Source organism: Streptococcus sp. (assembly GCF_041802885.1).
Lineage (GTDB): Bacteria > Bacillota > Bacilli > Lactobacillales > Streptococcaceae > Streptococcus.
The window spans coordinates 1-21466 of sequence record NZ_JBHCHN010000027.1 but is presented as its reverse complement, the minus strand read 5'-3'; the positions used below and the strand labels follow the sequence as shown (position 1 = coordinate 21466).

The 21466-nt window shown below is 44.6% G+C and carries 19 protein-coding genes; all 19 read right to left on the bottom strand.

The features are described from left to right. Positions 1-53: 53 nt before the first annotated feature. Entirely contained in the window at positions 54-1451 is a 1398-nt protein-coding gene (locus tag ACEYCN_RS04110; RefSeq protein WP_373713032.1) for a trypsin-like serine protease, read from the bottom strand. A gap of 142 nt (positions 1452-1593) precedes the next feature. After that, positions 1594-2922 (bottom strand): trypsin-like peptidase domain-containing protein, encoded by a 1329-nt coding sequence (locus tag ACEYCN_RS04105; RefSeq protein ID WP_373713031.1) that lies wholly within the window; start codon positions 2920-2922, stop codon positions 1594-1596. Positions 2923-2993: 71 nt separating this feature from the next. Beyond that, entirely contained in the window at positions 2994-3476 is a 483-nt protein-coding gene (greA, locus tag ACEYCN_RS04100; RefSeq protein WP_373713030.1) for a transcription elongation factor GreA, read from the bottom strand. Between the two features lie 81 nt (positions 3477-3557). After that, positions 3558-4976 (bottom strand): endolytic transglycosylase MltG, encoded by a 1419-nt coding sequence (mltG, locus tag ACEYCN_RS04095; protein ID WP_373713029.1) that lies wholly within the window; start codon positions 4974-4976, stop codon positions 3558-3560. Positions 4977-5143: 167 nt separating this feature from the next. Then, positions 5144-6475, bottom strand: a complete 1332-nt coding sequence (gene murC, locus ACEYCN_RS04090; RefSeq protein ID WP_373713028.1) for a UDP-N-acetylmuramate--L-alanine ligase — start codon at positions 6473-6475, stop codon at positions 5144-5146. Between the two features lie 4 nt (positions 6476-6479). Further along, positions 6480-7160: a hypothetical protein gene (locus tag ACEYCN_RS04085; protein WP_373713027.1), complete on the bottom strand. Its 681-nt coding sequence runs from the start codon at positions 7158-7160 to the stop codon at positions 6480-6482. 58 nt (positions 7161-7218) lie between these two features. After that, positions 7219-10311: a DEAD/DEAH box helicase gene (locus ACEYCN_RS04080; protein WP_373713026.1), complete on the bottom strand. Its 3093-nt coding sequence runs from the start codon at positions 10309-10311 to the stop codon at positions 7219-7221. A 260-nt stretch (positions 10312-10571) separates the two neighbouring features. Beyond that, a complete protein-coding gene (gene der / locus ACEYCN_RS04075; protein WP_373713025.1) occupies positions 10572-11882 on the bottom strand; it encodes a ribosome biogenesis GTPase Der in 1311 nt (436 codons plus the stop codon). 14 nt (positions 11883-11896) lie between these two features. Next, on the bottom strand, positions 11897-12610 hold the full coding sequence (locus tag ACEYCN_RS04070) for a nitroreductase family protein (RefSeq protein ID WP_373713024.1): 714 nt from the start codon (positions 12608-12610) through the stop codon (positions 11897-11899). After that, on the bottom strand, positions 12603-13520 hold the full coding sequence (gene dnaI, locus ACEYCN_RS04065) for a primosomal protein DnaI (protein WP_373713023.1): 918 nt from the start codon (positions 13518-13520) through the stop codon (positions 12603-12605). Before dnaI ends, ACEYCN_RS04070 begins: the two co-directional genes overlap by 8 nt. Next, positions 13521-14687 (bottom strand): hypothetical protein, encoded by a 1167-nt coding sequence (locus ACEYCN_RS04060; RefSeq protein WP_373713022.1) that lies wholly within the window; start codon positions 14685-14687, stop codon positions 13521-13523. It abuts the gene before it with no gap. Then, entirely contained in the window at positions 14684-15160 is a 477-nt protein-coding gene (gene nrdR / locus ACEYCN_RS04055) for a transcriptional regulator NrdR (protein ID WP_373713021.1), read from the bottom strand. The genes ACEYCN_RS04060 and nrdR overlap by 4 nt, the downstream gene beginning before the upstream one ends. 127 nt (positions 15161-15287) lie before the next feature. Beyond that, complete coding sequence (locus ACEYCN_RS04050) at positions 15288-16403, bottom strand: AI-2E family transporter (RefSeq protein ID WP_373713041.1); 1116 nt, start codon at positions 16401-16403, stop codon at positions 15288-15290. A 104-nt stretch (positions 16404-16507) separates the two neighbouring features. Continuing rightward, a complete protein-coding gene (locus tag ACEYCN_RS04045; RefSeq protein ID WP_373713020.1) occupies positions 16508-17197 on the bottom strand; it encodes a DNA-binding response regulator in 690 nt (229 codons plus the stop codon). Between the two features lie 2 nt (positions 17198-17199). Next, complete coding sequence (gene gndA, locus ACEYCN_RS04040; RefSeq protein WP_373713019.1) at positions 17200-18621, bottom strand: NADP-dependent phosphogluconate dehydrogenase; 1422 nt, start codon at positions 18619-18621, stop codon at positions 17200-17202. A 117-nt stretch (positions 18622-18738) separates the two neighbouring features. Beyond that, on the bottom strand, positions 18739-19281 hold the full coding sequence (locus ACEYCN_RS04035; RefSeq protein WP_373713018.1) for a DUF177 domain-containing protein: 543 nt from the start codon (positions 19279-19281) through the stop codon (positions 18739-18741). A 1-nt stretch (position 19282) separates the two neighbouring features. Further along, entirely contained in the window at positions 19283-20200 is a 918-nt protein-coding gene (gene trxB, locus ACEYCN_RS04030) for a thioredoxin-disulfide reductase (RefSeq protein ID WP_373713017.1), read from the bottom strand. A gap of 55 nt (positions 20201-20255) precedes the next feature. Beyond that, entirely contained in the window at positions 20256-20483 is a 228-nt protein-coding gene (locus ACEYCN_RS04025; RefSeq protein ID WP_373713016.1) for a DUF4059 family protein, read from the bottom strand. Between the two features lie 72 nt (positions 20484-20555). After that, positions 20556-21466 (bottom strand): helicase-related protein (locus tag ACEYCN_RS04020; protein ID WP_373713015.1); only part of this gene is annotated, 911 nt, incomplete at its 5' end.

Genomic DNA, 21466 nt, shown 5'->3' with positions numbered 1-21466 from the left:
TTACTGCCTTTTACAGCAAAAAGCACTTGATTCATCAAGTGCTTTATAGGAACTTATTGAGTATAGAAGGTAATCCCTTCATACTTCCAGCCACGAGTTTTCAGTACTTTCACCTCGTTTGCATCTGAAGAGTAGAGGTGGATACGCAAGCCAGGATTGTAGAGACGGTAGACTGGTTTTTTACCACCGGAATAAAAGGCAATTCCCTCAGCATTCCAATCACCCGTTCTAACAAGGGCATCGCGCTCTGCTTTGCTGGTTGTATAGAGGTGCTCTTTCATCGTTTTCCCGTACAAACGGTAAACAGGAGCTCCTTTAGAAACGGTTCTAAAACTCAATCCTTCAAATTTCCAACCACGAGTTGTCAAAACTTGTGCCTCATCCAAATTCTGTGTAAAGAGATGGCGACGGGCACCTGGATTGTAGAGACGATAGGTTTTACCGGTTTTTGTTTCTTTGTTTGTTGCGATATTAAGAGAACCTTCATTAGTTTTTTTGGAATGAGAAATCATTCCCAATACAGAACTATTGATACGTGTTCCCCAGTTGTAATTACCATAAGGTCTGATGGTGTAATTTCCAGCAGTATGGATACCAACAATTTGATTTTTTGAATTAAGGATTGGTGAACCACTATTGCCACTTTCAGCATCGATGAGGTGGCCGATGAGGTGCCCATTGACCCCATCAACTGTTCCATATGCTGTATACATTTTTCCAAATTTGGAGTCAGTATAAGCTGGGAAACCTGGAATTTGGAGACGCTGTCCACGGCTTACAGCGTATGCTAATGGTAAATAACCTACTTTAGAAGATACATTTTTGTTCAATTTAACAACAGCAATGTCATAGTTACTTGGAATAACATTTCCTTCTGTCTTGAACTGACGGAAAGTATAGTAGGTACTTGATGAATAGGTTCCAAACGGTGAACTGTTGTCATTTCGACCTGGTACAGCTATCACACTTGATGCCCACGCACCTGTCTCACGGTTATAGATATTGTGACCAGCTGTCAACACTAAGTTAGGAGCAATCATAACCCCTGACCCAACATACGTTTGATTGCCAAAGGTCATTTGTAGATAGACTACAGACCGATAAGGGTGCACTGTTGTATTTTTTACACGGTACTGATCATCTTTCCCGATAATAGCTTCCAGAATCCCTGCTTTTTCAAGAGCAGCTGTTTCACTATCTTCGGTATTTGGTTCACTCTCGGTCGTTGCATCTACTGTTGTAGAGACTTCCGTTGTAGAGGTCAACGCATCGATAGTTTGCGTGGTTTCTGATGGTAGCCCTGTTGTGGCTTCTGAAGTTGTCGTTGCTTCTGGAGCTACAGCAGTTGTGGCTTGAGTTGTCGTTTCATTTGCAGAAACAATAGCTGGTGCTGCCGTTCCAAGGACAATGGCCAATAGAAATGCAGAACAAAGTGATCTTTTTACATTCATTTTATATACCTCCTATTGTATTATACTCTATTTGTACTATTTTTAAAAGTCTAAATTGGTATTCTATACAAAAAATAGACAAAGAACGAACGCTCTCTATCTATTTTAGTATTCAACTCTATATGGTGTCCATTTTCAATTTCTATAAGGCATACCAGGCGATGTTTTCATCATTCCAGCCACGCTGGATTAAAACGTTTCTTTCATTCATATCACTGGTATAGAGATGGACTTTCAATCCGCTGTGATAGAGGCGGTAAACGGGTCTTTCTCCCTGTGCGTACCAGGCAATATCTTCATCCTTCCAACCTCGTGTTATCAAAATCGCTCGCTCATGGCTACTCGTGGTGTAGAGGTGTTCCTTTGTATCAGGGCTGTAAAGACGGTAGACAGGAACACCATAAGAAGTTCCTTTGAATGTCTCCCCTTCGTAATTCCAGCCCCTATCTTTCAATACGGAAATCTCATGCTGATCCTGAGTATAGAGGTGCCTTTTAACACCTGGATGGTAAAGACGGAAAACAGCCATTTGTCCCAGCCACTGGCTCATGACAGCCTCATTAGTCTCTAATTCTCCCTTGGCAAAAGCAATCAAGTTTAAACTATCTTGATCAACACGACGAGCAGCATTATAGATGTAATCCCCATTTTCACCAACAAAACCCTTGGTATGAATACCCACAATCTCATTTTTTTCATTGAGAACAGGAGAACCACTCTGACCACTCTCTGTATCAATCTTGTAGTTGATTAAGGTACCGTTGAAAGAGGTGATATCTCCCCACATGGCATACATAAAGCCAATTTTCGATTGAGTCGTTGCTGGATAACCTGCTATCTGAATCCGATTGCCCTCACTTAATTGCCCAGATACAGGAAGAAATCCAACCTGGCTGTCCACCGATTCAGAAAGCTGTACTACCGCTAAGTCATAGGAGTCAACTGCATCTGATGCCTCATTTTGATAGGCTTTGAACATAAATACCCGGCTACCTTGATAAACACCATAGGGAGCTGCTCCATCATTTTGAGCAGGTGTCACTACGACCTCTTGACTCCATTGTCCTAGCTCAACACTATAGATATTGTGAGCAGCCGTTAGAACCAAGTTAGGTGCAATCATGACACCGGTTCCTTTAAGCGGGCCGGAATCAAAAAATGATTCCAGATATACAATCTTTCGGTAGGGATCAATAGTGGTATCTTTTACCAAAAACTGATCATCCGATAGGATGATTCCTTCTGTTATGGCCTGCAATTCCTGTTCAGCTGATGTAGAAGGCTGCACCTCAGCCTGGTCAGACAGAGCCTGCTCCTGCGTCGAAGGCTCGCTGGTTACTGCATCTGTTTGCTGTTCTGAGTTGGTAATTTGCGTAGAACTACTTGTTTCAAGAGCCAAAACAGATACTGGCTCACAAAAGCCCAATAAGATTACCCAAATGAAGCCTTGATAGATCCTTTTTTTCATCATCTTTTAACCCTTTTCACTCTTTCATCTCACTACAGAATGAAAGGTAACAAGCACTTTCATAGCTTGTTACCTTATTTTGTTTTTTCAACCTTCAGAATCTTGATATCGTAGCTTCCAGCTGGGGTTTGTACAGTAACTGTATCCCCCTTCTTCTTGCCAATCAAAGCCTGTCCAATGGGACTTTCATTAGAAACCTTATTAGCGAAGGCATCTGCACCTGCTGCACCTACGATTTGATAAACTTCCTTATCGGTCTCCCCAACTTCTTGGATGGTGACTGTTTTACCGATAGCAACTTCATCCTTGGCAACTGAATCGCTATTAACAATTTCTGCATAACGAATCTTGGTTTCAATGCTCGAAATTTGTCCTTCAACAAAGGCTTGTTCATCCTTTGCTGCTTCGTATTCGCTATTTTCAGAGAGGTCACCGTACGAGCGTGCAATCTTGATACGTTCAACGATTTCAGGACGACGAACCAATTTGAGTTCTTCTAATTCTTTTTCCAATTTCTCTTTTTCTTCAATTGTCATTGGATATGTTTTTTCTGCCATTTTTTCTTTCTCATTTCTTCTTTATCTTTTTATACTAAAACAGAATTATGTGGCTCTGGCCACATAATTCTATTCTGAAAATTACTGGTTTAACTTACTGTTAACGTATTTTTCTACATTTTGATTGTGTTCTTCAATCGTAGCGGAATAATAAACGGTTCCGGTCGTCACATCAGCTACGAAGTAGTAATAATCTGTCTTATTTGGATTGACAGTTGCCTGAATAGCTGCCAAACTTGGACTGCCAACTGGCCCTGGCATCAATCCTGGATGGACATAAATATTATAAGGGGAATTGATATTTGTGTCAATAGCTGCATCTTCTGCCAGCGTTGTTTTCTCACCCAACTTGCCCATCGCGTACAATATGGCAATATTAGACTGGAGCGGCATGTCTATGTTGAGGCGGTTGTAGAAAACACTGGCAATATTTCTACGGTCCTCATCAGTTGCCCCTTCTTTTTCAACCAGGGAGGCCAGTGTCAAGATTTGATTGACATTCATCCCACTGTTAGGAATTTGGCTATAGTAGGTTTGAAGATTGGCATCCGTCGCAGCAATCATCTTTTCAATCAGCTCTTCCATGCTGGTTTTTTCACCGTAATCATAAGTCGCTGGAAAAAGATACCCTTCAAGCTGATATTTAACCCCGCTATTTGCCGCTGGCAGGCTTCCAAGAAGAGTAGGGTATTTGACTGCCATCCGGTTGATAAAATCAGGATTTTGAACCGTTTCTAAAAATTCTTTTGAACTAAATCCGGTCTTATCATCTTCATCTTTCGTATTGACATTATCTGTCACGGCCTTGGCAATTTGATCAATGGTATAGCCCTCAATCACCAATACTTTACCAGCGATTGGGTCAACAGGAGTGGGTGTTCCACTTTCTTGAAGAGCCTTGGCCAGTTCATCCACTGACATGGTCTGGTCCAAATTGTAAAAACCACTTTGGAAATTGTTGTAACTTTTTAACTTAGAGTAGTAATTAAAAATAGTAGCATTCTTGATCAATTTATTTTTGACTAAGATATTTCCGATTTCCTTGGTGGAAGAACCCTCAGGAATCTCAACTTGAATCACTTTAGCTGCATTCGAATCAATCGGACCTAAGCTCGATTTGACATAAGAATATCCTACATAACCTGTAATAGCAAGGGCCAGAAGGAAAATCACAACGATTGTTGATGCGATTCGTTTAGCAGCGACTTCCTGCTTCTTCCGCTGGCGATTTCTACGCTTTCTCATGACTGGGTCCTCTTCTTCTTTTAGTGATGTTTTCAATTTATCAACTACTGGAGTGATGATCGTATCGCCCAATTCCTGGACTGACTTCAACTTCGTCAAGGTCCATTCTGTCTTAACCTTAGTGTCCGCAATACCTGATGGTTTTTGTTCCGATACAGGGTCGTCAGTCTGCTCTAATGGTTTCTCCTGTTGAGTCTGATTTTCTAGCTCATTCATCTCAGGAACTTGTGTGTCTTTCGATTGTAACTCGTCCATCCAGATGATACTCCTTTCACACAATTACTTGCTATTATATCTCAAATGACGTGCAAAAGCAAGAATTTCCCCATTTTATGGGCTTTCGGAGCTTTTTACTATCTCTCAACATTCAGGAGAAAACCTTTTCAAAAAGGAAAAATCAGCAAGCCGCAGCCTGCTAATTTTTATTGGACATTTTTAGAAAGATTGGACAAGAGTTGTTCAAATGAATACTCATAAGATTGGATATCACCCGCCCCCATAAAGACATAGACAGCATTGTCATGATCGAGAAGAGGAGATGTATTTTCAATCGTCACCAACCCACCTGTTTTCGTGATTTTTGCAGCCAAATCCTCTACCTTCACTTCTCCCTTATCAACTTCACGGGCAGAGCCATAGATTTGAGCCAGATAGACCGCATCTGCATCGTTAAGAGCTTCTGCAAAATCATCCAGCAAGGCAATGGTACGGGTAAAAGTATGGGGCTGGAAAATTGCCACAATTTCTTTACTTGGATACTTTTGCCGAGCCGCATCAATCGTTGCGATGATTTCTGTAGGATGGTGAGCAAAATCATCGATGATGACTGTATCATTAACTACTTTTTCGGTAAAGCGGCGTTTCACCCCACCAAAGGTTGGCAAATGTTCTGCTACTAAGGCCAGGTCAAAACCAGCCATATAGAGATTGGCAATGACTGCGGTAGCATTCAGGACATTGTGCTTACCGAAGGTTGGAATCTGGAACTCTCCTAATTCTTTCTGGCCATGGCGTACCTTGAATTGTGAACCTGTGGTAGATGGCTTCAAATCATACGCCACGAAATCATTATTGTCTTCAAAACCATAGTAATAGATCGGTGCGTTGGCTGTGATTCTGCGTAGCTGCTCATCTTCACCATAGACAAACAAACCCTTTTTGACTTGTTTGGCATAGTCATTGAAGGCATTGAAAACATCTTCCAGACTGGTAAAATAATCCGGGTGGTCAAAGTCAATGTTGGTAATGATACTGTATTCAGGATGATACGGCTTGAAATGACGCTCATATTCATCAGATTCAAAGACAAAGTATTGGGCATTGGAAGAGCCGCGACCTGTCCCATCTCCAATCAAAAAGGAAGTATCTGCGATATTGCTCATCACATGGGCAAAGAGACCTGTTGTGGAGGTTTTGCCATGGGCACCTGCCACACCAAAACTAGCGAACTGGCGCATAAAGTCTCCCAAGAATTCGTGGTAACGTTTATAGTTCAAGCCTAATTTATCTGCCTGAGCAATTTCGACATTGTTGTCTGGACGAAAGGCATTTCCAGCAATCAATTCCACATCTGCTGAGATATTTTTCTCATTGAAGGGGAGGATTGCAATTCCTGCCTGTTCCAAGCCCCTTTGGGTAAAATAGTATTTTTCGACATCACTTCCTTGAACCTTATGGCCCATTTGATGCAACATCAGAGCAAGGGCACTCATACCTGAGCCCTTAATCCCGATAAAATGATAGGTTTTTGTCATTGGTTTATACTTCCTCTTCCATATGAGTCAAGTTCAACTCTTGAGCCATCTGGCGTTCCTGGTTGACCTTGTGCTCAGGATAATTATATACTTGGCTCTTCCTCAAGAAATCATAGGAATTCTTGCGCACAGGCTGCTCCTTTTCTCGTTCTTCCTTCTCTAAGGAATAGACCGCTGGCATATCTGCCAGAATATAGCTAGATTGACGCAGTCGATTGGCCAGCTCAATCAGCTGTTCATTGCGGCTTTTCACCAAAAGGGCTGTTGGCTCTCTCTTGATAACTGGGCTATGAAGGTTAGGCTTGTCATCTTTGAGGTAGGCTGCTGATCGTTTTTTCTTCAAATCTTCACGCGCCTGTTCCCTAGCAATCTGTCCCTGGGTTTTCTGGATTGGATGCTTGGTGTCTACTACCGCAGGGCGAACCGTTTTCTGCATACGGTCCCTCCTTGAGTAAGGGCTTGGTTCTGCATGAAAAATCGGAGGCAAAAGATCTTCTGGAATATCTGGTTCATTTCGTCTTTCTTCCTTCACAGAATCAAAATCTTCCTGCAGGCCATAATCTTTTTCTTGATAATGTCCTCTGATATTGCTAATGAGGTCCGACTCCTCATACAAGCGCATCTGAGGGTTTGGACCCAAGATAGGCTCATTGTCAGCCACTATTGGAAATGATGTTCTTCTCATACGCATTCCTTTCAAGAGATTATTATAGCACATTTAGACCGTTTTAGCCCATACTAATTTAAGAAATTCCCAAAATCTCCTTGATTTCTTGAACTGTCATGCTAGCCCGACTTTCATTGCCATCCAAAACTGCAGTAACCAAGTTTTTCTTGGTTTCTTGGAGGGCCTGAATCTTCTCTTCGATGGTCCCTTTGGTGATCAAGCGGTAAAATTCGACCTTCTGGGTCTGGCCCATTCGGTGAGCCCGGCTGATAGCTTGGGCTTCAACAGCTGGATTCCACCACAAATCAACCAGGATGACCGTATCAGCTCCCGTCAGATTGAGACCAACTCCACCTGCTTTCAGGGAGATGAGGAAGGCATCTCGACTGCCCGCATTAAAGGCACGAGTCATGGTTTGGCGCTGACTGGCTGGTGTTGAACCGGTTAGTTTGTAGCTGGAAATACCTAACCCCTCCAAATCCTCTTCAATGATATCTAACATTTCCCTAAACTGAGAGAAAATAAGGACCCGGTGTTGTCCTTCCCTAAGCTGAACAAGGAGGTCACGGAGACTATCCAATTTGCCACTATCCCCCTGATAATCGTCCATGAAGAGTTTTGGCGTATCACAAATCTGGCGAAGCCTGGTAATACCAGAGAGAATCTCAATCTTGCGACGGTTGATTTCAGCCAGACTGGCTCCTGCAATAATGGTCTGCATTTGTTGTAGTTGGGCCAGGTAGATAGCTTTCTGACCATCCGATAACTCATTGAGAACATTGACCTCAATCAAGTCTGGCAACTCCAGCAAAACGTCCTCTTTCTTTCGTCGAAGGACAAAGGGCTTGATGATTCGAGCCACCTGATCAGCCGATAATTTGCCAAAATCCAACTTGCCTGGCAGGAGACCTGGTAGGATGATTTGAAAAATAGACCAGATTTCTGCCAAATTATTCTCAATCGGGGTACCTGAAAGGGCAAAGCAATTGCCCACTTCAAAGTCACGGAGATGCTGGGCAATCTTGGTCTGGGAATTTTTCATGACTTGTGCTTCATCTAAAATCAGATAATCATACTGTTTGGTCTTTCGATAAAGTTCAATATCTTGGCGGAAGGAAGCATAGCTAGTCACTAGTATCTGGTGTTGCTGCCCTAAGAGAACCTCACGTTCCGCCTTGTAACCATACACAACTGCCACATCAATTTCTGGAGCAAAGCGATGAAATTCTTCTTGCCAGTTGTAGATGAGACTTGCAGGTGCCAGAATAAGGATTCGGGACTCTTTGGTCAAACGGCTACTGAGAAAGGCAATCGTTTGTAAGGTTTTTCCCAGCCCCATATCATCTGCTAAGATGCCGCCAAAACCATATTTGTCTAACATGGAAAGCCATTTAACCCCCTCCTTTTGGTAATCCCGCAAATCGGCCGCAACCGCTACATCAGGAAGAGGAAGGCTCTCAGGATGGGCCAAATCATGTGCTAGTTTCTGAAAATCAGCGGACAACTGAACGCGACCATTGGTTTCCAAGGCTTGGGCCAGCTGATAACCAGCCAATTTTGTCAGGGTCAGATGGCCCCCTTGACCATGCTGAGCCCTCAAGATTTGCAAGGTTTGACTGATCTTCTGACTCTCCTCATCAAAGACCAGAACTTTGCCCGTCCGACTGGTAAAATAAGCCTCCTGGGCTAATAGAGCCCGTGTTGCCGCTTCGACTTCCTCCTCTGGAATTCCTGAAAAATCAAAGGACACATCCAGCAGAGAACCCGACGTCTCAACCGAAATCCGAGGTCCTCCCTTAACTAGCAACTCAGCAACCTCAGGGGCCAAATGTAAATCACCCAAGGAGCGCAAGCTAGCTAACCCATCTGTCAGAAAGTCATACCGCTCTTGATTCGTCAAATCTCCTCTCTGAGCCTGAAAAGTTCCTCTAAAGCCCAATTCTTCCATCGTAGCAAAGATTTTCTTTAACTGCTGGTAGTGGGGTAAAAAGGGCAGCTGGTCCAATTCTTCCTGACTGCCGACCACCAGACCATCAAAATGCAACTGCAGGTTGAGCATCAGCTGCTGTTCTTGCTTGGATAAAACAAAGGAAGCTTGAAAAGGATGGATGGTAAATTTTTTCGGAGCCTTAACTGGACCCAAGAGCTGTAAATCTAACAAGGATAATGCTAGTTTTTCCTGATCCTGGTAGTCAACCTGAATTTTCTTTAAACCATCATCCGTGCGAGTCAGTCCTTTGATAGCAGAAAGAAGGGCTCGCTCCTTATGCCCCAGTTGGTAGAGGCGATTATCTACAATCAGGTAATACCCCTGCAGCAACTCCTGAATAGGTTGCTCTTCGATCAAGAGTTCAATCATCTGGGTATGGGGCTTCACCTCAAAGCGAAAGAGATTTAAGTTAGCATCATAGGGATGGACTGATAAGCTGTGATAGGCTGTGAAGCGATGATTAAATTGGAAGAAAAAGAGCCCCTGCAAGAGTTCCAATCCTTCTTCAAAATAAACCAAAGGAAAACGCAGACTCCGACCAAAATTGACTAAAATCTCATTGCTGATTAGGTTCTTTTCCGGCACCATCCGCCAAAGAAAGTCAATCAAGTCTTGACTGGCTCCATCAAATTCTTCGTAGGAAATCGGTTCATAGTAGTTTCGACCAATCTGGTAATATCCACCCTGCTCCAAAATCTTCAAAAAAGCTCCAATGTCACGGATAATATAGGTCCGCTGATCGGGTAAGCAACTGATTTTTAAAGTCCAATCAATTTGCTTGTCATAAGTACCCAGACTGCCCTCTGCTGCCAAACGGTACTTAACCAACTTGGGTTCTAAAGGCCCTAAAATGTTGTCCAAGAAGAGACCACCAAAATAGTTGCGCTGCTTGGTTTCTTGTTCCTTTTGACCATTTGTTTGGATTTGCTCTAAGAGTTTCTTGGCCTCTGCATCATTCTTCAGAAAATACTCTGTCGCAGCTAGATGCTGGCAATAACCTCTCTGAGCAAACAGTTGGCAACTACAGAATAGATGCTTTTCATCCAAATCATAAGTAAACTCTTCTCCCGCAATCCGCAAAAGGAGCTCTTGACCATCCACCTTTTCTACCGATAATTGGCCTTTCTCATATAACTCAATTCCCTCTTGCCGTATTCGGCCGGGCATCATTCGACTCATTTTCTCCACACCCTCTTCAATTCATCTCTCCATTATAGCATAATTTCAACAAGAATTCCCTGGCCAGGCGTCAAAAAAAAGCCCTCCGAAGTGGAGGACTGTTCTGTACTTTCTATCTCTAAGGTCCGATAGGACTGTTTCAAGTGGCTTAGCAATCCCTTCATTTGAAGTCAAAAAGTATGGGAGACCTGCCAAGTTTATGTCGTTGATTTTTGAAAAAATGAGACTTTGTCCTCAACCTCAAAGAGGTTACCTTCTTTTTACTTCCGCTTTCTGGCAATCAAATGAATCGGTGTCCCTTCAAAAACGAAGGCTTTCCGAATTTGATTTTCTAGGAAACGTAGGTAAGAAAAGTGCATGAGTTCTTCTTCATTGACAAAGACCACAAAGGTCGGTGGCTTGGTCGCCACCTGAGTCGCATAGAAGATTTTCAGGCGCTTGCCCTTATCGGTAGGCGTTGGGTTGATGGCAATAGCATCCATGATAACATCATTGAGGACAGCCGATGGAATCCGAGTATTCTGACTTTCACTGATGGCCTTGATCATCTCTGGCAATTTGTGCAGGCGTTGCTTGGTCAGGGCGGATACAAAGATGATTGGGGCATAGGAAAGGTACTGGAATTGGTCCCGAATGTCCTCTTCCCAATTTTTCATGGTATGGTTGTCCTTTTCCAGGGTATCCCATTTGTTGACCACGATGATGATGCCTTTTCCGGCCTCATGGGCAAAACCAGCAATGCGCTTGTCGTATTCACGGATGCCCTCCTCGGCATTGATGACCATTAGAACCACATCTGAGCGGTCAATGGCCCGCATGGCCCGCATGACCGAGTATTTCTCTGTATTCTCATAGACCTTACCCGATTTGCGCATACCAGCCGTGTCAATCATGGTGAATTTCTGGCCATCGCTGTCCGTAAAGTGGGTATCAATGGCATCGCGGGTTGTCCCTGCGACTGGGCTGGCAATCACGCGCTCCTCCCCCAGAATAGCATTGATGAGGCTAGATTTGCCGACATTTGGGCGGCCAATCAGGCTAAAGCGAATGACATCTTCTTCCTCAACTTCCATGTCCGTAGGCAGTTTTTCCACAATGGCATCCAAGACATCCCCCGTCCCAATACCGTGAACAGAAGACACAGGGTAGGGGTCTCCTAAGCCCAGGGCATAGAAATCGTAGATATCATTGCGCATCTCAGGATTATCCACCTTGTTGACTGCCAGGATGACAGGTTTGTGGGTCTTGTAGAGAATCCGGGCCACGTATTCATCCGCATCCGTAATCCCTTCTTTTCCAGACACGACAAAAACGATGACATCCGCCTCCTCCATGGCAATTTCCGCCTGGTGCTTGATTTGGGTCATAAAGGGCGCATCCACATCATCGATACCACCCGTATCAATGATGGAAAACTTGCGATTAAGCCAGTCGGCCGTCGCATAAATCCGGTCGCGGGTCACACCTTCGACATCTTCGACGATTGAAATACGCTCACCAGCAATTCGGTTAAATAGGGTTGATTTGCCAACGTTGGGACGGCCCACGATGGCGATAGTTGGTAGAGCCATGGCTCCTCCTCTGTTTATAGTAGTTTGTGTTTTTTAAGCAAGACCTTGGTTTCAGGCTGTTCTTCCTGCTTAAATTGGTTGACCAGACGCTCAGACCAAAGCTCAGTCTGGCGGGCACCTGCATACTCTGTCTGGATAGCATCATGGGCCTGGATAGTCTCCACTGACTGTTCCTGGTACTCTTCTTGGAAAACAAATGATTCTAAGTTGAGACGAGGTTTGACAGGGAAGTGCTGGTTGGGAACACCCAGAGCAATGCAAAAGACAGGATAGGTATAATCAGGCAAAGCAAAGACTTCTGCAACTGCCAGGGCAGAATGGCGAATCATGCCGATGAAGACTCCACCATAACCCAAGCTCTCCGCCGCCAGCATGGCATTCTGACCAGCCAAGGCAGCATCCACTGAAGAAATCAGGAGATTTTCTGTACCCTTGGCATCAAATGGTTCTTGATGGAGCTCCGCTGCCTTACTGGCCCGATTGTGGTCCCCTACAAAGAGCAGAATGGTATCTGCCTGTAAGATGGCTGGTTGGGGTGTCAAGTCATAGAGGGCTTGTTTCTTCTCCTCTGACCGCACCACGATGATAGAGTAAGACTGGAAATTTTTCCAGCTGGAAGCTGCACTTCCTGCCTCGATAATGGCTTTTAAATCTGCATCCGGAATCCGCTCGTCCTTGAACCGGCGGACTGAGGAATGGGATTTCATCAGGTTAATGGTTTCATTCATGGCGACGATTTTCTCCTTCCAAATGAACTTCCTTGGCTAGGAAACGAATCCGTTCCATGACCCGCTTGGCCTGCCAGCTTTCATCTCCAGCCTTGCCTTGGGACAGGCGTTTTTCCAAATCTGCTAGGGAGAAGTTAGAGGTGAAGAAGGTTGGCAGATTTTCCTGCATCCGGTGCTGTAAGATGACCTGCAAAACATCATCACGAACCCAAGGGCTGTGCTGTTCTGCCCCAATATCATCCAAAATCAGAATATCCGCCTTCTTAACGGTATCGATTTCTGCTTTGACTTGGCCTGACTGGATGGCATTTTTGACATTGACCACGAAACTTGGGTAATGAATCATGGTTGTCGCAACGCTGTATTTTTCAGATAAATCATGGGCCAAGGCAGCTAAGAGGAAGCTCTTGCCGACTCCAAAGTCCCCAAAGACATAGAGGCCTTTTTTGGTCGGAGAATGAAAGTTACCGATAAAGTCACTCATCAGAGACAGGATTTCTGTCCGACTCCTGGTCAGGATGACACTGTCCTTCTGATTCGGAGCCAGGGTCGCGTGTTTGAGGCTGGCTGGTAATTCGACCAGGTGCATCCGGCGGCGAATGGCCTCCTGGCGCTGGGCTTCAACCAACTCAGCAGTCTCTTCATAGGAAACATCCGCATAGCCCTCATTCATGATGAGGAGGGGCTTGTAGCCCTTAGCAATATAGGCTTCGTCCCCATTGAGCCACTTGTCTCGCTCTTTGATATACTCAAAAAACTTGGAGATGGAAAGCTCAATGGTTTTCTCTGTTAGAGCCTGTTCTTGGATAAATCGAGCTACTTCAGGGTCCGCTAGAATTTCCTGACGGATTTCTGAATAGGTCTTGCGGGCCTGATTGGTCTGACGCAAGCTTTCTTGAACCTCTTTCATCTATTCTCCCTTCTCCAATTTTGCTAATATTTCCTGTTGAATTTTCTCTAATTGGGCTAAATCCTCTTGGCTGGTTTCTTCCTTATAATCAGGATTGCTCCAGCTTGGCACATTGGTGGCCTGATTTTGAGCGGTTTCTCTTTTCTTGCCGGTTGACTTCCGATTACCTTCTCGCAAGGCTTCAACGGCTGCTTCTGCACTTCTGATGTCCTTGTAGGAAAAATCATTGCCCAGCTTGAGGGCGTATTTTTCATTGAGGTTGGCCGAATCCACCTTGTTAAAGGTATAGAGGACGATGACATTGATGACTTCATCCAGCAGCCCCAAGGCAGCCATCTCCTTGAGACAGTTCTTTTCGGAAGCAATGACCGCTGCTTTCTTACTGTCCTTGATGGCTGTCAAAAAGTCCAGCGGTTTGAGAGCCTTGCTTTCCCGAATGATGGATTGCTCAGCTGGAGAAAAAGTTCTTTCCGCAAGGGATTCACTCTTTTCAGCCCGCAGTTTTTCCTGTATCCGTTTGATGGAAATCTTTTGCTCGACCGCTGTCTGGCGGGCCAGCTGATAGGCTTCCAACCAGGTCCAGTTTTCTTGTTCTGCCAAATGATAGAGGCCAATGATATCTTCCTGCTCATTTTGGAAACGCAGATTGTGGCGGGCCATCATCTGTTTAAAGGCCTCTATATCAAATCGACTGGCGGGCTGACGCAGAGGCTCCAGCTGACCATCCAGTTGAAAAACATCTGAAAAAGACTTTGAAATATTGTCTTGGGCAGAGGGTAGGCTGATGCGCATCTGTTCAACAGCGGATTCTCCTATTTTCTTGGACAAGAGAGCGCGGTAGAGCTCGTTTTCCAAAAAATCCTGACTGGACAAGGGAGCTTTCAGGGCCAAAATATAGTCATCTTCCTGCTGATAAACAGCCAAGAGCTTCATAGCTGCCAACAAATCCAAAGCCTGTTCTAGGGCTTGAGTTCCAAAGTTGAGGTGATTTAAAATCTGACTAAAACGAAAGCGCCCTGCACCCTGATCATTGGTCACACAGAGGTACTGGTATAGGGCAAAGGCCTGCAAGCCAATAATGGGCTGGTAACACTGGACCAGACTGACCATATCTGGCCAGACCGCCAGCTTTCCTACAAAAGAATAGGTATGGTTTGGTCTCATCATCTTACCTTATTTTTCTGACGATCACTCTTCGTGATCTGCTTAAGGAGGTTTTCAATTTCGCTGACATCCTTGAAGGAGCGATAGACGGAGGCAAAACGAACATAGGTGATTTCATCTAGGTCCACCAATTCTTCCATGACCAGGTTTCCGATCACATCACTTTCTACTTCGCTGTCACTCTGAGCTCGTACTTTTTGCTCAATGCGGTTCACTACTTCATCAATAGCTGCACTGGACACAGGCCGCTTTTGAGCAGAACGAATGATACCATTAAAGATTTTCTCACGTGAAAATTGCTCCCGTGTGCCATCTTTCTTAACCACCACAAGGGTTTTTTCTTCTAGACGTTCATAGGTTGTAAAGCGATGGTGGCAGTTTTCACACTCTCTTCTGCGGCGAATGGTATTGCCGTCTTCAGCCTGGCGGCTATCCACAACGCTGGATTTTAAACTATTACATTTCGGGCAACGCATCTTCTCTCCCCCATTTTATCATTATGACCTCATTGTACCACAATTCTAAGTAGAATGAAAGAAAGGGAGAACGAGAAAAAGACTGGTTGTCCAGTCTTCAAAATCATATCGAGCAGAAGAAAAGCATCTAATCCTCTTCTACTCCTGCATATTTTTCTTCTAGGCGTGCATAGGTCCATTCTCTGGTCAAACGGTAAATCACTGCAAAAATCGGTGTGAAGAAGACCATTCCCAGAAGACCAAAGAGATTTCCCCCGATGAGAGCCGCTGCTAAAGTGAATAAAGTTGGTAAACCAACGGATTGACCAACTACCCGTGGGTAAATGACATTGCCTTCAATCAGTTGAATGAGTTGGAAAAGGATGATGGAACCCAGAGCCAAAAGCGGACTTTCAACAGAAATAAAGAGGGCACTAATCAGACAAGCTGAAAAAGGGCCTATATAGGGAACAAAGGAAAGTACCCCTGCTAAGATACCAGCCATGGCTGCAAAAGGAAGCCTAAAGAGACTATAGGAAACAAAGACCAAGGAGCCGATGATAACAGCTTCTACAATCTGACTCATCAAGAACTTATCGTAGGTATCAACAATGACTTCTCCGACATAATGAATTTTTTTAACCACTTTTTCAGGGAAAAAGGCCACCAGAATCTTATAAGTCATATCCTGAAGATGTTCCTTGCTGGTCAAAATAGCCAAGGTGATGAAGAAGGCCATCACCAGGGTCATCGCATTTGAGAAAATTCCGCCGACATTGCTTACAAGCCCTGAGAGGAATCCTGTCACATAGGAGGAAAGATTGCTCCAATCTGTAAAACGCGTCACATAACCTGTAATCAGTTTGACCCACTTATCAGACAAAATTCCACTATTGTTCAAATAGTGTAACATTTTGGGAATCCCTTCTTGGGTCACCGTTACAATCTGCGAAATGGTCTCTGCCAGGGTTGGCAAGACAATCATGACCACACCTGCCACAATCAGAGCAAAACCAATCAAAACACCAATCAGAGCCAATAGGCGTTTCTTTTTTTCCAAAAAAGGAACTTTCTCAATCAAGTCTTCTAGCTTTTTCATCGGCACATTGAGGACAAAGGCCAGAAGTCCACCTACAAAGAGGGGATTCATGGCTCCTAGCACAACCAGCAGGAGGCCGTAAATAGCATCAATATTGAGAACAACCAACAACACCATGGCCGCGAAGGTTATCAAAAATAATTTTTCTTTCAGCGAACTTTTCATCATCTACCATCCAATCTTTTTTACTGGTCTATTATAAGCTATTTAGTTCCCAAAGTCTAAAAAGAGAGAGTTTGCTGTCCAACTCTCTCTATGTAAACACTCAACTAGTCCCGCATAGCATAGCCAACCCCTCGAACCGTACGGATATAGGAAGCCTGACCTGGAATATCTAACTTTCCACGAAGGTAACGAATATAGACATCCACCACATTGGTTTCTGCAGCGGATTCGTATTTCCAAACCTTTTCCAGCAACTGCTCCCGGGTCATGGTTTCCTGGCTCTCCATCAGGATTGCCAGTAAATCATACTCTCTGCGCGTCAGACCAATTAGCTCCTGACCACGGTGTACCGTACGGTTTTGAAAATCAATCTTCAAATCTCGGTAGGCTGCTTGTAGTTTGACTTGCTTGCACGTTTCATCAATAAAATCCCGGCCACGGAAAATTGTTGTCACCTGTCCAACCAAATCGCTGATAACAAAGGGCTTAATGGTGTAAAAAACGGCATATTTCTTGATTTCTTCACCGTATTTCTCAGCCTCATCGCTTTCGACAACTACAATAATGACTAGACCTGGTTTGAAGCGGTGGAGTTGTTTGGCCAACTCTGTACTGGTCATATCAGCCAACTGATAGCTGACAATCAGCAGGTCGAAATCTGTTTCTTGGGCCAGCAAGAGAGCCTCTTCTCCATTGGAAGCGTAGTCTACAACATAATCCTGCTTCTGCAATTCCATCGAAACAAAATGTGATAAATTCCGTTCCTTACCTGCTATTAAAATCTTTTTTGCCATGATTAGTTTTCATCATACCATGAATAATGGAATGTACCTTCTTTGTCTTTTCGTTGGTAAGTGTGGGCTCCAAAGTAGTCCCGTTGCGCTTGAATCAGGTTGGCTGGCAGGTCTGCTGAACGATAGCTATCATAGTAAGTGATGGCTGCCGAGAAAGTTGGTGCAGGAACACCTGCTTGAACAGCGATGGTCACGATGTCACGGACAGCCTGTTGGTACTTAGAGGTCACATCCAAGAAGTACTCATCCAAGAGAAGATTGGCCAAATCTGCTTCACGGTTATAGGCATCTGTAATTTTTTGCAGGAATTGAGAACGGATAATACAACCATCGCGCCAGATGGAGGCAATGTCCGCAAATGGCAGGTTCCAGTTATGCTCTTTCGATGCCACGCGCAGCTGGGCAAATCCTTGGGCATAAGAAATAATTTTTGAGAAATAGAGAGCTTGGCGGATTTTTTCAATCAACTCAGCCTTATCTCCCTCATACTTGTAGTCTACACCAGGCAAAATCTTGCTAGCATGAACCCGTTCTTCCTTGTAAGTAGAGATATAACGGGCAAATACAGACTCGGTAATCAGAGACAATGGGACACCCAAATCAAGGGCATTTTGGCTGGTCCATTTACCAGTTCCCTTGTTGCCGGCAGCATCCAGAATATAGTCCACGACTGGACCGCCCTGACCCTGGTCATCCTTACGGGTCAAGATGTCTGCAGTGATTTGAATCAAGTAACTATCCAGTTCACCTGCATTCCACTCGGTGAAAATATCTGCCATTTCTGCAGCATCCAAACCAAGCAAGTTTTGCATGAGATCGTAGGATTCTGCAATCAACTGCATATCGCCGTATTCGATTCCGTTATGAACCATTTTCACATAGTGGCCTGCTCCGTCTGGACCGATGTAGGTCACACATGGCTTGCCATCTTGTGGGGCTTTAGCAGAGATTTCTTCAAGGACATCTGCTACCAATTCGTAGGCTTCCTTTTGTCCGCCCGGCATGATAGATGGACCTTCAAGGGCTCCTTTTTCACCACCAGATACACCTGTACCGATGAAGTTGATGCCTGAGTCAGCCAATTCTTTGGAGCGACGGATGGTATCTTCAAAGAAGGTATTTCCACCATCAATCAAGATATCTCCCTTATCCAAATGTGGCAAAAGGGCCTGAATGGTCGCATCTGTACCTGGTCCCGCTTGAACCATGAGCATAATGCGGCGTGGTGTTTGAATTGAGTTTACAAAGCTTTCCACATCATAGCTTGGAACCAGATTTTTACCTGGATTACTTGCTACGACATCCTCTGTCTTATCCGCTGAACGGTTGTAAATGGCAACAGAATAGCCACGGGATTCTACATTGAGGGCAAGGTTGCGACCCATTACGGCCATTCCTACAACACCAAAGTTCGCTTTCGTCATGAAACATTTCTCCTTAAATTAAGATAGGAAGGTCGGGATTGGTTTGGCCTTCCCTTTTTCTTTGTATCGACTCCATTATACACGGGATACTAAGATTTTGCAAATTTTCTGTCAATTTCATTCTTGGTCAAAAAGACCTTGTAATTGGGCGAAGGGGCTGTTGGCCTCCTTCTTCTCTTGACTCTGATTGGCAAAGTCTTCTTCGGTCAAGACCGTCCAGTTTTGTCCAGAGGGCATCTCCTGCCCAGCTGCTTCCTCTGGTGTCAGAACTTTTACTGGCAAATGGAGCAGGATATTATCTGCTACACTTTCATCCAGCACGATGCTTTCCCCCTCAATGACCAAAACCAAGTCTTCATCAACCAAGTCTTTTTCTTTTAGTACAGCCTCATTTTCGACAAAGACTTCCATCACAGGATAGGTTTCGCTCCAGTTAACTGGCTGCATAGAGCGACTGGATGCCATCGTAATGTCATAAGAAAGACTGTATTCCAAGAAGTAAAAACCTGCTTCATAACGGACATTGCCAGATACAGTGACTGGCGATAGGTCCAAGATCTCTGCATTGCGCTCCAGTAGCTCAGTCTTTAAATCCAACGTTTCTTCAAAGTGGATACCCTCAAGATGTTTTTTAAGGTCATAAATATGAAACTGAACCATCCTAGCCCTCCAACTCAGTAATATAATGGTAGGCCTGCTGGCCAGCAGTTGCTCCATCACCTACTGCTGTAGTAATCTGCCGAAGTTGTTTTTGACGAAGGTCTCCAACCGCAAAAATACCTGGCTGGCTGGTTTCCATCAATTCATTGGTTACAACCCATCCTTGCTCATCTGTAATCCCTAAATTGCCTACAGACTCAGACATCGGGTCCAAGCCGACGTAGATGAAGACACCACCAAAGGCGTGTTCTGTCATTTCTCCTGTCTTGACATTTCGAATGTCTACAGACTGGACCTTGCGCTCATCGCCCTTGATTTCGGCCACCACGCTATCCCAGAGAAACTGAATCTTGTCATTGGCAAAGGCCCTGTCTTGGATAATTTTTTGAGCCCGCAGTTCGTCACGTCTATGAACAATGGTCACTGATTTGGCAAACTGGGTCAGAAAAATTGCTTCCTCTACAGCAGAGTCTCCTCCACCAACCACCAGTAAATCCTGGTCACGGAAAAAAGCTCCATCACAAACTGCACAGTAGGATACTCCCCGGCTGTTAAACTCCGCTTCGCCTGGAACACCAAGCGGGCGGTGTTGGGCTCCCATGGCCAAAATGATTGATTTGGCTTCAAAGCTCTCATCTTCTGTGATGACTTTTTTGACCATTCCCTCTGTCTGCACTTCTACCACCTGTCCAAAAAGATGTTCAACACCAAATTTTTCCAGTGGTTCGTACATTTTTTCAGCCAAGTCAGGCCCTGAAATGAGCTCGTAGCCCGGATAGTTTTCGATATCTGCCGTGTTATTCATTTGGCCACCATAGATACCGCGTTCTAAGAGACCAACTTTTAAATTACTACGGGCTGCATAAAGAGCCGCAGTCATCCCTGCAGGCCCAGACCCGATGATTAACGTATCATACATGATAGTTCTCCCTCTATTTACCAGTGATTCTGGCTATCTTTTTCTAAGGTATTTGTTACCACGCTCTCACAATCAAGATCAGACCAATAATCCCAAATGCAAAGATGGGAATGGTCATGACATTGATGATTAGCAGGTCATATAAAAACTCTCTTTTTTCGTGTTGGCTCTGATCCACCCCTTTGCTGGCCCGCATAACAAACCAGACTAGGCTGAATAGGACCATCGCAATGGCTGAAAAAAGGAGACTTTCCAGATAGAGACTTAAGATTGTTTGTAACATGTCACATCCTAATTTTTAAATTCAGATATCCATCCGACAGTCGGATGGACTGATTCTATCAAGCTAAGTAGTTTAAAACTCCTGGCGTTTGGCTTTACGCTCAGCCCGCCCCTTGGCTCTGGCTTCCACTCGCTTGGTCTTGCGGCGTTTTTCATCCACAGCCCACTTGATTTTCTTCTTGTAGCCTGGCTTGATTTTTTTCTTTTTCTTTTTGACCAGACCAAGCATTTCCAAGTCCAGTTTTTCACGGGATTTTTCCCGATTGACCCGACGATCGCGGTCATAGGTGTCGACAAACTCCCCGTTCTTCATTTCCTTTGGAAGAAACTGGATGTTGAGTTTTTCCAGCTCGCGAATATCCGCATCGTCACTCGGTTGATAGAGGGTAATGGCAATGCCTGACAGACCATTTCGGCCTGTTCGTCCGACCCGGTGGACAAAGAAGGACAAATCCTGTGGGATGGCATCGTTGATGACATGGCTGACCCCTTCGATGTCGATTCCACGCGCCGCCAAATCCGTCGCCACGATATACTCGAAATCCAAGTTTTTAACCTGGTTCATGATGCGCTTGCGCTCCCGCGGAGGAATATCGCCATGGATTTTGGCTACCCGAAGACCATTGGCAGTCAGGTAGCTGTGGAGTTCGTCTGCCCGCGTCTTGGTATTGACAAAGATCATAGCCAGATAGGGCTGCATAAACTTAGTCATCTCTAAAATCTGGGCATTTTTATCCCTACCCTTGGTGGAAATCAGCCAATTTTCAATGGTATCCGAAATGACGGTCTTGGTTTTGATTTGCTCGATGACTGGGTTGGATAGGTATTTCTTCAAAAAGGGTTGTAATTTTTGCGGAATGGTTGCTGAAAAGACCAGGAATTGCAGGTCTTTGGGTAGGCTGCCGGCAATCTTGTCCACCGTCTCCAAAAAGCCCATATCCAACGTCATATCCGCCTCATCGACCACGAAAATCCCAGCCTTGT

Bases quoted from the DNA above. Each gene is read 5' to 3' on its own strand.
- ACEYCN_RS04070 (WP_373713024.1), bottom strand. From the start codon at position 12,610: ATGAATGAAACCATTAACCTGATGAAATCCCATTCCTCAGTCCGCCGG.
- dnaI (WP_373713023.1), bottom strand. From the start codon at position 13,520: ATGAAAGAGGTTCAAGAAAGCTTGCGTCAGACCAATCAGGCCCGCAAG.
- greA (WP_373713030.1), bottom strand. From the start codon at position 3,476: ATGGCAGAAAAAACATATCCAATGACAATTGAAGAAAAAGAGAAATTG.
- ACEYCN_RS04045 (WP_373713020.1), bottom strand. From the start codon at position 17,197: ATGGCAAAAAAGATTTTAATAGCAGGTAAGGAACGGAATTTATCACAT.
- ACEYCN_RS04085 (WP_373713027.1), bottom strand. From the start codon at position 7,160: ATGAGAAGAACATCATTTCCAATAGTGGCTGACAATGAGCCTATCTTG.
- murC (WP_373713028.1), bottom strand. From the start codon at position 6,475: ATGACAAAAACCTATCATTTTATCGGGATTAAGGGCTCAGGTATGAGT.
- gndA (WP_373713019.1), bottom strand. From the start codon at position 18,621: ATGACGAAAGCGAACTTTGGTGTTGTAGGAATGGCCGTAATGGGTCGC.
- ACEYCN_RS04035 (WP_373713018.1), bottom strand. From the start codon at position 19,281: ATGGTTCAGTTTCATATTTATGACCTTAAAAAACATCTTGAGGGTATC.
- der (WP_373713025.1), bottom strand. From the start codon at position 11,882: ATGGCTCTACCAACTATCGCCATCGTGGGCCGTCCCAACGTTGGCAAA.
- ACEYCN_RS04025 (WP_373713016.1), bottom strand. From the start codon at position 20,483: ATGTTACAAACAATCTTAAGTCTCTATCTGGAAAGTCTCCTTTTTTCA.
- nrdR (WP_373713021.1), bottom strand. From the start codon at position 15,160: ATGCGTTGCCCGAAATGTAATAGTTTAAAATCCAGCGTTGTGGATAGC.
- mltG (WP_373713029.1), bottom strand. From the start codon at position 4,976: ATGGACGAGTTACAATCGAAAGACACACAAGTTCCTGAGATGAATGAG.
- trxB (WP_373713017.1), bottom strand. From the start codon at position 20,200: ATGTATGATACGTTAATCATCGGGTCTGGGCCTGCAGGGATGACTGCG.
- ACEYCN_RS04060 (WP_373713022.1), bottom strand. From the start codon at position 14,687: ATGATGAGACCAAACCATACCTATTCTTTTGTAGGAAAGCTGGCGGTC.
- ACEYCN_RS04050 (WP_373713041.1), bottom strand. From the start codon at position 16,403: ATGAAAAGTTCGCTGAAAGAAAAATTATTTTTGATAACCTTCGCGGCC.
- ACEYCN_RS04105 (WP_373713031.1), bottom strand. From the start codon at position 2,922: ATGATGAAAAAAAGGATCTATCAAGGCTTCATTTGGGTAATCTTATTG.
- ACEYCN_RS04080 (WP_373713026.1), bottom strand. From the start codon at position 10,311: ATGAGTCGAATGATGCCCGGCCGAATACGGCAAGAGGGAATTGAGTTA.
- ACEYCN_RS04110 (WP_373713032.1), bottom strand. From the start codon at position 1,451: ATGAATGTAAAAAGATCACTTTGTTCTGCATTTCTATTGGCCATTGTC.